9 protein-coding genes are annotated in these 12,367 nt (G+C 57.7%); 1 reads left to right on the top strand and 8 read right to left on the bottom strand.

The genetic code is table 11. The features are described from left to right. Positions 1 to 13 precede the first annotated feature (13 nt). The 5 genes from MHI24_RS19260 to acpS form a co-directional block, all read right to left on the bottom strand. Complete coding sequence (locus MHI24_RS19260) at positions 14 to 2,929, bottom strand: extracellular solute-binding protein (RefSeq protein ID WP_340026732.1); 2,916 nt, start codon at positions 2,927 to 2,929, stop codon at positions 14 to 16. Between the two features lie 125 nt (positions 2,930 to 3,054). Beyond that, on the bottom strand, positions 3,055 to 4,470 hold the full coding sequence (locus MHI24_RS19255) for an extracellular solute-binding protein (RefSeq protein ID WP_340021140.1): 1,416 nt from the start codon (positions 4,468 to 4,470) through the stop codon (positions 3,055 to 3,057). A 693-nt stretch (positions 4,471 to 5,163) separates the two neighbouring features. Continuing rightward, complete coding sequence (locus MHI24_RS19250) at positions 5,164 to 6,192, bottom strand: LacI family DNA-binding transcriptional regulator (protein WP_340021139.1); 1,029 nt, start codon at positions 6,190 to 6,192, stop codon at positions 5,164 to 5,166. A 50-nt stretch (positions 6,193 to 6,242) separates the two neighbouring features. Next, the gene (mutY, locus tag MHI24_RS19245; protein ID WP_340021138.1) at positions 6,243 to 7,502 is read right to left on the bottom strand and encodes an A/G-specific adenine glycosylase; all 1,260 of its coding nucleotides are present in this window, start codon (positions 7,500 to 7,502) and stop codon (positions 6,243 to 6,245) included. 36 nt (positions 7,503 to 7,538) lie between these two features. Then, complete coding sequence (acpS, locus tag MHI24_RS19240) at positions 7,539 to 7,934, bottom strand: holo-ACP synthase (protein WP_340021137.1); 396 nt, start codon at positions 7,932 to 7,934, stop codon at positions 7,539 to 7,541. A 193-nt stretch (positions 7,935 to 8,127) separates the two neighbouring features. Here acpS and MHI24_RS19235 point away from each other — a divergent pair, with 193 nt between their 5' ends. Continuing rightward, positions 8,128 to 8,952, top strand: coding sequence for an alpha/beta fold hydrolase (locus MHI24_RS19235; protein ID WP_340021136.1), 825 nt, complete (start codon positions 8,128 to 8,130; stop codon positions 8,950 to 8,952). An 86-nt stretch (positions 8,953 to 9,038) separates the two neighbouring features. On the opposite strand, the gene nadE is transcribed toward MHI24_RS19235, so the two are convergent. From nadE to MHI24_RS19220, 3 genes are all read right to left on the bottom strand, one after another. Further along, positions 9,039 to 9,848, bottom strand: coding sequence for an ammonia-dependent NAD(+) synthetase (gene nadE / locus MHI24_RS19230; protein ID WP_340021135.1), 810 nt, complete (start codon positions 9,846 to 9,848; stop codon positions 9,039 to 9,041). A 111-nt stretch (positions 9,849 to 9,959) separates the two neighbouring features. Then, positions 9,960 to 10,394 (bottom strand): BrxA/BrxB family bacilliredoxin, encoded by a 435-nt coding sequence (locus MHI24_RS19225; RefSeq protein WP_238650905.1) that lies wholly within the window; start codon positions 10,392 to 10,394, stop codon positions 9,960 to 9,962. 184 nt (positions 10,395 to 10,578) lie between these two features. After that, positions 10,579 to 12,264, bottom strand: a complete 1,686-nt coding sequence (locus MHI24_RS19220) for an ATP-binding protein (protein ID WP_340021134.1) — start codon at positions 12,262 to 12,264, stop codon at positions 10,579 to 10,581. Positions 12,265 to 12,367 lie beyond the last annotated feature (103 nt).

The following is a 12,367-nucleotide window of genomic DNA, read 5'->3' as shown; positions in this document are numbered from 1 at the left end:
TCCCTCCCTGCCGTCATTCCAAATGGAACTCGGCTCGCTTCTGAGCGATCTCATAATCGATCTCCTGCACATAGTCGTACAGGGCATCGGCCGTATTCGTGCCATTGTTGATCACCTCGCGCAAGGCATTGTCGAGATGACGCCCGGTGAAATAGCCGCCCGGCACCTCCGGCACACCCTGCACCCATTGCCACTGCTCCTCCAGACTCTTGTAATCGCGGGTCGGCCACGGCAGCTCTTGAAGCGCTTCAACATTGGCGGTCGGATACCGCGCAGCCGCGCCCATAAGCCCCTCCATTTCCCGCCCGAAGCGGACCTGCGAATCCTTGCCGACCCACCATTTCATGAATTCCCAGGCGGCATTTTTATTCTTGGCCTGCTTCAGCATCAGCGCCGCCGTGCCGCCGCTGGCCACATCCCTGCGGATACTGCCATCCGGCTGCTTCGTGCCTGGAACGGGAACGAATTCCCATAGTCCCTTAATCTCCGGCGCGGACACCGTCAGATAGTTATAGAAGGTATAATCCTGAATCCCGACCGGCATCTCGCCGGTGCGGAAGCGCATCGGGAAGTCGAAGATCAGCGGCAGCTTGTAGCTGGTGTAGAAGTTGGTCCAGTTCTTGAAGGCAGCCAGCCCTGTCTCTGTATCGAGCCCGCTTTTGGCCCCGTCCTGCAGATAAAAGGACCCGCCCATCTGGTAGAGCAGCATCGCATAAGCGCGGTTAACCTCCAGCACCGGCACGCCGGTCGTCTGGGCCAGCGGCAGCGCCATATCCATCCGGTGCTTCTGCAGCACCGGGATCATCGCGTACACATCGTCCCAGGTCTGCGGCGGCTGCAGATTCAGCTCCTGCAGAATATCCTTGCGGTAGAACAGCATGTTGAAGATCTGCTGCTCCGGCAGGGCGAAGACCTGGTCACCGTACCGGTAAGGCACCAGCGCACTGTCTCTGAACTGCTTCACCACCTCCGCATAGCCGGGATATCCCGACAGGTCCTCCGCCGCCTGGCGCATTCCGAAGTTCACCGGCATATCATTGCCGACCTGCATCGCCACATCCGGGCCTTCCCCGGCCAGCGAGGCGCGCAGCAGCACATCCGGGTTCACCAGCTTCAGATTGACCCCGATGCCGGTCAGCGGGGTAAATGTATCATCGATCATTGCCTTCAGCACCTGCGCCTGGTCACGGCCGGTTCCGATCCACACATCAATGGTCTCTCCGTTCTCCGAGGTATTGCCGATCGTGTTGTAGTCCTCGAAGAACGAATGGGTGAAGGATGACACCTCATGACCGATCTTCCGGAATACGGAAGAGTCCGCCTTCGGCAGCTTCACATCCGGCGAGGTCAGCAGCAGATAATCAATCTCCAGCGGCTGCTCCCGCACCTCCAGAATCCAGGAGCCGACGCTGCCGACATTGATTTTGAACTGGGACAGCCGTTTCTGTACCGTTTCCGGCTTGTCGGCCATGTCCGCCAGCTGATAGGCCGCTTTATTCAACGTTGCGGTCTTATCGCTCTTCTCTCCGGTCAGCCGGACCAGCTCCTCCGATACGCTATACAGAATGTTGCTCTGCTCGCGGAATACGGAGACCATATCCGGGATCTGCTCATCCAGCTTGTAATCGCGGTACGGATCAGGCACATTGCCTGTAATCATCAGAATTTTCCGGTACATGGCATTGATCTCAAGCACACTGGCTTCCACCTGGCGCAGCAGCGGAGCAATCGCTCCGAGGCTGACCTCCAGCTGCAATTCATGTTTACCTTTGCTCAGATAGAACAAATAAGGCTCCTCCGGATTCCCCAGCTTATTCATCTGCCAGTCCGAATCATAGTAGAACGGGATTTGCAGCATTTCCTTAAAAGGAATCTCTCCGTCAATCCGCAGGGAGCGTGTGGAATAGATGCCTCTAAGCAGCTCCTGCCTGCCCTTGACCGTGATATGGTAGAGGCCGTCCTCCGGCACCGCTACCTCCCAGGCAATCCACTGCCCCGGCACCCGCCAGTTGTTCCCGCCGATGGTGTTCATGCGGATTTTGGAGACATCGTAAGGCTCTGTCGAAGGGCTGGAGCGGTCCGTAATCGGGTATAGGGTTGGAGAGGATTTATAAGCGGCGTCTTCGCCCTGAATCTTCACCGTATGGCCGCTGGTTGCTTTGTACCCTTGAGCTTCGTAGCTCTGCTTGACCTCTGCATAGACCGCTGGCGGTTCATAGCTGTGCAGCTTGATATAATCGATGACCATCGGCTCCCTGCCCGAGATCATCGTCAAGGTGTGACGTCCGGCCGGGAAATAGAATTGATACGGCTCCTCATAATACCCCTCCGTATCTCGCAGCAGCGTCTCCTGCCAGGACGGCGACTCCACCTGGCGCGGTCTGAGATCATTGCCCCGGTTATCCTTGCGGATCTCATCGCTCTCATTGACCCAGATCCGGCCGAAGGTCAGATTGCGGGCACTGTCGAAGGGCAGCTTGCCGTCAATCCGCAGCTCGCGTTCGATATCCGAGCTTTTGCCCTCGACCGGGAAATACCGCACGCTGATATGGTAGAGCCCGGACTCCGGTACATCGAGCTGCCACTGCACCGAGCCGCTCTCCTCGGTCTTCACATATCTCCCCGTCTCGCCGCCCAGCCCCGTCAGCAGCTTCGGGGTCATGCCTTCGGCGTCTATGTAGTCGGCTCCCTTAATGATGATTTCTTCGCGGGGCTGCGCCTCGCCCTGATATTGCTGCAGGTAACTGTCATAGCTGCCCTCAGTGAGCTGCTGCGCCACCTGCGAGCTGCCCGCTTCCCCTTGCGTCTCAGTCCCTTGCGCCTCAATCCCGGCAGCAGGCGGCTCTGCACTTGCTGCGGGCAGGGCCAGCATGGAGACCAGCATGACCATTACAAGTGTCCGGTGAAGCCCCCGGCGGGATAATGACATTCTCACTCGTGTTCCCCCCTCTGGCAGACATGCATTGATAAGAGTGATCCATTGGGCCAGGCTACCCGCCGCTCCGCTGTGGACAGGGCGGGCCGGGCCTGGGCCTGTAATGACAAGCGTCCGGTCTACTCCTTCTTCTCCTTGTCCTGCTCGCCGCTCAGCACTTTTTTGGCCGCCGCCTGCGCCGTTCCAATGACCTGGGCAACGCCTGTAGATGGAGTGACCTCGCCCTTGAGGAACTTCTCCGTCACCTTGTCGAGCTGATCCTTGACGCCAAGCCCGCCGTAACGGCCGCCGTAGACGCGTTCACTTTTTCCGTCATCATTCATGGCATTCGCGATGCTGGCTTCATCCGGCAGAATATTCTCCAGCCACAGTCTGCGGTTCTCCTCCCAGCTGTCGAACGGCTGCAGGTCCTCCCAGATCTTCACGATGATGTCGGCATCCTTGACCCCCTTGGGGATGGCATAGGCTGCCGTCTGGCTTAGCGGATCATAATACTTGTCAGCCTGCGGGCCTTTGGGAATGTAGACGTAGCCCCATTCATCCTTCATTTTGCCGAGAATACGCCCTTCAATCTCCCAGAGGCCGCCGGGATACATGGCTACCGTTCCTTCCGCGAAGTACTTGGCCGGGTCCTCCCAGTCATTGCCCTCGTTGGGCTTAAGAACTTTATCCTCGGTGTACAGCTTATACAGATAGTTAAGCGCTTCCATAGAAGCCGGTGAATCAAAGATGGCTTTCTGCGCCGCTTCATCGTAGATTTTGGCGCCGTTACTGGCGATCAGCAGCTCGGATAGAACGTAATGGGCGCCGGCCAGGCCGTACTGATCCATTTTGCCGTCACCGTTCTTGTCAACCGTCAGCTTCTTCGCGGCATCAAGCATCGTATTCCAGTTCCAGTTATCCTCATCCATCAGCTGCTGCGGGTCCTTAAGACCTGCTTCCTTAAAAATCCGCTTGTTATAGAACACGCCGCTGTCGTTCGGGTTATACCAGCTCTCCAGGCCGTAGACCTTGTCGCCGCCGAAGCGCATGGAATCAATCACGCTCTGGCCGATCTGCGAATCCTTCAGGGAATCATCCAGCGGGGTGAGGAAGCCGCCATGCATCAGCCCCCAGATGAAGCCGTCCGGCAGCCGTACAATCTCGGCAAAAGGGTCGTTCGCCATCACCGATGACGACAGCTTCTCGGCGGTGGACCAATATTCGGTGTTCAGGTATTTGATCTTGACGTTGTACTTCTCCTCGACCGCCTTGATCCGCTCGCGGGCCAGCTCATCCGCCTCGGAATCCCCTGCCGGGGTGGCATCCCACCAGTGGGAGATGCGGATCTCCCGCCCGTTCAGATCGGCCGCCGGCGTTGCCGCCGGTGCTTCGGTTGGTGCAGGCGTTGCTTCAGCCGGGGCCTGGGTGGCCTCCGCCGCTGGCGTTGCTTCCGGTGCTGCTGCATTATTGCCGCCGCTGCAGCCGGATACACCCGTCATAATAGCAGTCAACATAATAAGCCAGGCTGAGTTTCTCTTCTTCAACTGTTTCACTATTCGACACGCTCCCCTATGTTCTGTGATATTGGTCTACCTGAGCTTCGTGGACAGCCCCCTCTCCGTATGCTTATTTATATAGTGGCGTGTGCCAGTATATAAACTCCCGGACAAGCATAAAACTTTAAATTTGAAGCAATTGATCTTCGTCCCTCCAGACCTTTCATAGAGCGGAGGTAACCGCTTACCTTAATCGGAATATATAATGAAATGGGTTTCATGAAATCCATTTCATTATAGCCGCTGAATTTCCCCTGGTCAATGATTCTTTGGGTAAATTCTCCAAAACACTCCCACAAATTGGGGCTTTAAGCTCCGATGTTGAACAGGTACTATGCGGGGACCCTTGAAAACATTATCTACAAGCTGAAACGGCTATGCCGTCCTTAATAAGGACGGCATAGCCGTTTCAGCGAGAAATATAAGGACAAGTTATCGTGTGGAACCTATAAATTCTTATATTTGAACAAACTCACCCTGTCGGGTGAATAAGATTACCTTTAATCGAACATAACGTATGCTGTTTTTCACATATATTCAGCAACATAGTCACTCTACGAATCATTCAAAGAGCTCTTATTCACAAATTTACATGCATTTTGTCCACAGCAAGAGGAAACTATAGTCTCCTATACAACAAGCGGAAACGGGATTGCCGTCCCTTTAATGCACGGACGACTCTTCCGTGCATCATGCCTTCGGGCGTCCGGTACTGGCCCGCACGACCAGCTGCGGCTCCAGCACGGTCCGCTTCCGGGGATTTCCGCCGCTGATCAGCTCATGAAGCATCTCCACCGACAGCTCTCCCAGCCGGTTGGTGTTCTGCGACACGGTGGTCAGCTCGGGAATAACCGCTCTGGACAGAGGCGAATTGTCGAAGCCGACAATCGACAGATCCTCCGGGATGCGCAGCCCATGCTCCACCGCAGACTTCAACGCTCCAATCGCCGTAAAATCATTCACGCACAGCACAGCCGTCGGCCGCTCTTCCTGCTCCAGCATCCGGTCCATCAGCGCCCGGCCGCCGTCGATCGAGAAGTCATGGAACATGATCCAGTCCTTCCGCAGCGTAAGGCCGTGCTCCTTCAGCTTCATCCGCACCGCCCTCAGCTTCACCTGGGTGGTAGAGGTCTCCTCCATGCCTCCAAGAAAACCAATTCTGCTGTGGCCCAGCTCCAGCAGATGCTGGGTCGCCAGCGCTGCTCCCTCTTCTTCATCTGTGTAGATGCGGTGCAGCCCGCTGCGGGGCAGATTTCCGTTCACCAGTACAATCGGCACATGCTTCGCCAGCTCCACCACCTCCTGGCTCAGCTCCGCCGGGCACTGGGCCAGGTTAATCCGGCCGCCCAGGAAGATAATGCCGTCCACTCTTTTCTCGCGGAGAATACTGAGGTACTCGGACTCGCGGCTGTGCTCCCCCGCCGTATCGCACAGAAAGAAGGTATACCGTTTCTCTCTGGCTACATTCTCGGCCCCCCAGAACACCTCGGGGAAGAAAGGGTTGGTGATGTCGGGCAGAATCATGGCGATGGTGCCGGTCTCCTTCTTCAGCAGGCTGCGGGCCAGGGCATTGGGCTGGAACTGGTGCTTCTCAATCACAGCCATGATGATCTCCCGGGTGCTCTCCTTGACCGGAGCTGTGTTATTGAGGACGCGGGAGACTGTGGCTGCGGACACCTGGGCCTCCTTGGCGATATCATATATGGTAATCGTCTTCATCCTGTACCTCCTTGGTCTCACGCCAAAATCCCCGGGAGCGGCAGCCGGATCTAATCTCCGGCCTGCTCCCGTTCATCGAAGTAGCTGTTCAGCAGCTTCAGGAACACATTGGGGAAGGCGTAGCTGCCCATGTCCTCCCGGCTGATCCAGCGCAGGGCCCCGCGGTCTGCCGCATCCAGGGCGGCGTCCCCGCTGTCGAACAGCGCGGGCTCCTGCGGCTCTGCCGCTTGCGGGTCAGCCGCCGCCGTGTAGCCGGCGCGGCGTTCCGCTGCCAGCGGCAGCGCCGCCTCCTCCCTGCAGCGGTACACCTGCAGGGTCCACACAATATGGCTGAAGGTATGCTCCGCAGCCATCCAGTGCCCTTCCGGCCGGGCGTGAATCCCGGCCTGGCTCATGGACCGGCGCAGCCGGTCCAGCGCTGCCGCTTCCGGCAGCAGCGCGCTGCCCGCGCCGCCGTCTGCGGCAGGCGGCGCCGGCCAATGCGGCAGCTCCCACATGCGGGCCAGCAGCCCGCTGGCCGGCCGCTGCCGGATCAGCACCCGGCCCGCGTGCTCGCCGCGGCCCTCCACCAGGGCGGCCAGCCGCTCCTCGGGGCGCGGCGGCTTCGCCTTGGTCTTGACGGGCAGCGAGGCTTCGCAGCCCGCCAGGCGCGCAGCGCAGTGCTCCATCACCGGGCACGGCAGGCAGCGCGGTGACTTCGGCGTGCAGATCAGCGCGCCCAGCTCCATCAGCGCCTGGTTGAAGCTGCCGGCCTCCCCCTCGGGAATCAGCTCCGCCGCAAGCTTCTCCATCTTCACGCGGGTCGGCCCCTTAGCGATGTCATCCTCAATCAGGAAGTAGCGGGACAGCACCCGCATGACATTGCCGTCCACCGCCGGCTCCGGCCGGTTGAACGCGATGCTGAGGATCGCGCCCGCTGTATAGGGCCCGACCCCCTTGAGGCCGAATACGGCATCGCGGTCATCGGGAACCTGGCCGCCATACTGCTCCTTCACCTGCTTCGCCGCAGCCTGCAGGTTCCGGGCGCGCGAATAGTAGCCCAGCCCCTCCCAGCATTTCAGCACCTCTTCCTCCGGCGCGTCCGCGAGCGCTTCGACCGTGGGGAACTGCTCAATGAACCGGTTGAAATACGGAATAACCGTATCTACACGGGTCTGCTGCAGCATGATTTCCGAAATCCAGATGTAATAGGGATTGCGGTGGCGGCGCCAAGGCAGATCCCGTTTCTGGAGGTGATACCATTCCAGCAGAAAGCGGCTGAAGAATAACTTGGCTTCCTGCTGTGTATCGCTATGCTTCTCATTTGTCATCGTTATTCTCCTTGCCGTTCCTGATTCTTTCAGACATTATTCCTGCATCCTCTCCACCACTGCGAACGCCGAGGCCAGGCCGCGGCTGTGGGTAATGGTGAGATGAATAATATGCTTCTGCCCGGGCAGTCCCAGCCGGGCCCAGGCCTGTGCCGACAGAGCGGCAACCGGCTTGCCCATTGCATCCGGCAGAATCTCGATATCGCGGAAGCCTACGGCCTGTCCGATTCCGCAGCCGAGCGCCTTGACCACCGCTTCCTTGGCCGAGAAACGCCCGGCGATGAATTCTACTGCCTTGGCGCCCTTGCCTTCGGCCAGCACAAGCTCCCGCGCAGTCAGAATCCGCTGCGCGAACCGGCGGCCTAAGCTGCCTGCGGCAATCTCCTCAACTCTCCCGATTTCCAATATATCATGGCCGATTCCGTAGATCACATGCCCACACCTCTCACAAGAATACATTCAGCAGCCTATCTTATATTACCTTCTATTCTTACCATGCGTCTAATGATATGATCTTCATAGCCGGAGTAACAGCATTCTGCTATCCTATAAGATAATCCATCAAAAGTCTATCCGCCGTGCACTGCTTGCGGATACGGAATAATAAAGAAGGGAAGTATGCCTTATGCCCCGTAATTTTGAATTACCTGCAGGAGAGGATGCAGTCCTGCGCTGCTCACACTTTCCGGCCCAGGGCAAGGCCCGGAGCCTGATCGTTATCGCACACGGTTATAAGGGCTTCAAGGATTGGGGAATGTTCCCGTATGTCGCGGAGGCGCTCAGCAATGAGCATGAGGTGATCAGCTTCAACTTCTCGCATGCCGGCATCGGTGAAGACCTGCTCCACTTCACGGAGCTTGAGAAGTTCGCCCGCAACACATACCAGCGTGAGATCAGGGATATGGAGATCCTGCTGTCCTATCTGAGCCAGCATCACCGGTTCGGCAGCCTGCCGGTCTTCCTGCTCGGACACAGCCGCGGCGGCGGTGTCTGTCTGCTCTATGCTCTTGACCATCCTGAAGAGATCGCCGGTGTCCTGTCCTGGAACGGAATTACCAGTCTTGACCTGTTCACCGCAGAGCAGAAGCGCGAGATGAGAGAGCATGGCCGGACCCATGTCCTCAATGGACGGACCGGGCAGCAAATGCCGCTGGATGCCGTCATTATTGAAGACCTGGAGCAGCAGGCCGGGCGGTATAACCTCCTGGAACGGATGAAGCAGGCCCGCTTCCCGGCAGTGCTGATTCAGGGCAGCGAGGACGGCGAGCATCTGCGGCGCGGCTCCGAAGCCCTGAACCGGTTGCGGCCGGACATTGAATGGGTCCGCATTCCGGGCGGCAACCACACGTTTGGCACGGTGCATCCTTTTGCCGGACCTACCCCGCCGCTCGATACGGCCATTGCCGCCTCAAGGGAATTCATCGCCCGTGTGCTGGCAGGGCAGGCCTAACCGTAAGGAGCCTGCTCCGCAAGCACAAGAAGCCGCCAGGAGTGTCTGCATGAAGCGCAGCGCTCCGGCGGCTGGGCCTAAGCTTGTTAAATCCCCGGAATCTTGTCCCGCTTATGCGCAGTTCTCAGGTAATAGCGCTCCAGCTTCTCCGCCGCCTCGCGGCTGACCGCCTTCCCCTCCAGGTAATCGCTGTTCTCCTCATAGGTAATCCCAAGCTCAGTCTCATCCGTCTGTCCCGGCCACAGTCCGGCCGTCGGCGCCTTGGTTACTACCTCCGCCGGTACGCCAAGCGCTGCCGCCACTTGCCGTACCTGGCGCTTATTCAGTGAAGACAGCGGCGTCAGATCAACGGCCCCGTCCCCCCATTTCGTGTAGAAACCGGTGATCGCTTCCGAGGCATGATCGGTGCCGACAACGAGCAGATTGTTCTCGAAGGCCAGCGCGTACTGCATAACCATCCGTGTTCTCGCTTTGACATTCCCCTTGCCCTGATGGGTAATATGGCGGTGCTGCCCCAGCGCCTTCAGGCTATGCTCCACCTCAAGGGCAATCTCGTTGACCGCTTCCTCGATGTTGGTCTCCACGGTATGCTTCAGCCCGAACGCCTCTGCCACCGCATAGCTGTGCCCGATATCCTCTTGCTCACCGTAAGGCTGGAAGACGCCGAGGGTAATATAAGGCTTGCCTTCCTCTGCGCTCAGCTCGTCCGTCGCCTGCTTGCATAGACCCGCAGCCACCGCACTGTCTATGCCTCCGCTGATGGCAATCAGCAGACCGGCGGCCCCGGCCTTCCGCGTATAGGACTTCAGGAAGTCCACCCGCTTGCGGATCTCCGCCCCGGTATCAATCACCGGCTTGACTCCAAGTGCTGCAATAATCTCCTCCTGCATACTCACAGGCCGCACCCCGTTTCTTATGATCTTAGTCTGCTACAAAAAATCCCGCATAAGCCAAGCCTCCGGCTGATGGCTGATGCGGGATTCGTACCGATGAACCTGATGAGAAAATTACTGGCACAGACGGTTGAAGACATCCTTCAGCTCAGCGGCGATCTCAGCAGCCGAACGGTCTTCCACGCCGTGACGTTCAATGAAGTGTACCAGCTCGCCGTCTTTCATCAGGGCGATGGATGGAGAGGATGGCGGATATGGAGCGAAATACTCGCGCGCCTTGGCGGTTGCTTCCTTCTCCTGGCCGGCGAATACCGTGAACAGATGATCCGGCAGAATCTCGTTCTGCAGGGCCTGGGCTACACCCGGACGGCACTGCCCGGCAGCACAGCCGCATACGGAGTTAACGACTACCAGCGAAGTCCCCTTCGCTGCCGGAAGCGCTGCTTCTACATCCTCCGGTGTCAGCAGCTCCTTGAAGCCGATGCTTGTCAGATCATCGCGCATCGGTTGAATAGAATCCCTCATATATTGGTTAAAAGACATGGACATTTCTCTGCACTCTCCTTCACTGCTAGGATTGGATAGCTGTGTCAGCACCCGGACAACATTGCCGCGTTACTGCACTAATTACTAACTTTATTATACATACATACTCTGTGAAAGCAAGAGAAGCAGCCCGCCCGGGCGCGGTATTCCTAAGCCGTTAAGCCCCTGCCGCTGTACAGGGAAGCTGCTATATATACACCGGTTTTCTGGCTGCCCCGTCCTTCACCTCAACCGGGAAGACGACGATCATCGCCGTCCCGGCCCCTACCTCCGACTCTACCCGGATCGTGCCGTTATGCCGCTCGGCAATACTCAGGCACAGCGGCAGGCCCAGCCCTGTCCCGTGGCTTTTGGTGGTGAAGAACGGGGTGAACAGCTGCTGGAGCTGGCTCTGGGGAATACCGTTGCCCGTATCTCTGATGATCAGCTGCACGGTATCCTCATGCTCCCGCGTCTCCAGCGCCAGTACGCCCTTGGCATCCATTGCCTCCATGGCGTTGCGGGCCAGATTCAGAATCAGCTGCTTGATCTCTCTGACATTGAGCTGGAGCAGCGGGATGGAAGCGGCCAGCTTCAGCTCTACACTCTGGCCGCGAAGATTGGCATCCGCCCAGATCAGCGGCACCAGCTCTTCAATAATCAGGTGCAGCTGCACCGGCTCCTTATCCGACTCCCGTGTCTGGGCCAGCGACAGAAAGTCATTGATGATGCTGTTAGCGCGGTCCAGCTCCTCCATGACAATATGATAATAGGAGTGCAGCTCCTCCGGGCTTTTCTCGCGCATCAGCTGCAGGAAGCCGCGCACGACAGCCATCGGATTGCGGATCTCATGGGTAATCCCGGCCGCCATCTGTCCGACCAGCGACAGCCGCTCCACATTATCCAGCTCACTGCGCAGCTTCTCCTCCTCAGTCAAATCCTGAATAATCATTACTACGCCGCCCGGCACGCCCGATTCATGCTCAAGCGGTGCGGTAAAAATATGATAGCTCCACGAATCCACCCTGATTCTGGTATTGGAGCGCTGCCGGTTCCGCATAACCTCCCGCAGTCTGCTCAGAGTAGCATAATCTACACTGTGCCCGAAGAGCTGGCTCGCCGGCTGGGACAGTATAATCTCCCGGGTGAGCTGCGGGGCATGGCGCTGAATCAGGCTGAGCATATATTCATTCAGCCCGGTGATATAGCCGTTGTCATCGAATTCCATAATATTCAGCGGAACCAGATTCGTGATCTGCTGCAGCTTCTCCGATTCCCACTGGAACTTCTCGGAGATTCCCTGCAGCCGGATCTGAATCTGCAGCTTATCCCAGGCTCTATCTATGTAGGTGATGAACAAAGCGCCGAGGGCCAGGGTAGCCAGAACATAACCTGCGGCCAGAATTCCCTCACGGGGCGGTGTATACAGGATGCTCCGGCCATGCAGATCCGGACCGATAACAATGAACAGCATACTCGGAAACAGCGCGCCCCACAGGATACCGATCTTAGCGGCCAGCTTAACCTGCTTGAAGCGGCGGACCATGCCGAACAGCAGCGGGTACAGCAGCACCCCCGTGTTCAGCAGGAGCTGATCCAGTCCTGAAGGCATCGAGAACAGGGCGGTGCAGAGGAAGAAATACAGCGCCAGATAAGCGCCGGAGCGTAAATTGCCGTACAGAATGCCAATATAGGCGGGAAGGATCGCCAAATTCAGATAGACCACACCGAACAGGGTGGCCGATAAGGCCATGCACAGCGTGATGCTGAGTGCACAGCAGATCATCAGAAATGTCCGGTCATCCGGGAATTTATTGTTCCTGTGTACAGGATGTCCCCAGTCCAGCCTCCACTGAAAGAGAAACACGAAGGAGCAAGCAGCCGATATTTGCAATAAAATATCCTTAACCGCATATATAATTGCAATCACTCCCCAAATTGGACAAAATATCCTAATATTTTAGATTAAAGCATACCCGCGCACTCCTGACAACGTT

Source organism: Paenibacillus sp. FSL K6-1096 (assembly GCF_037977055.1).
Lineage (GTDB): Bacteria > Bacillota > Bacilli > Paenibacillales > Paenibacillaceae > Paenibacillus_AQ.
This window is presented reverse-complemented; position numbering and strand designations above follow the sequence as displayed.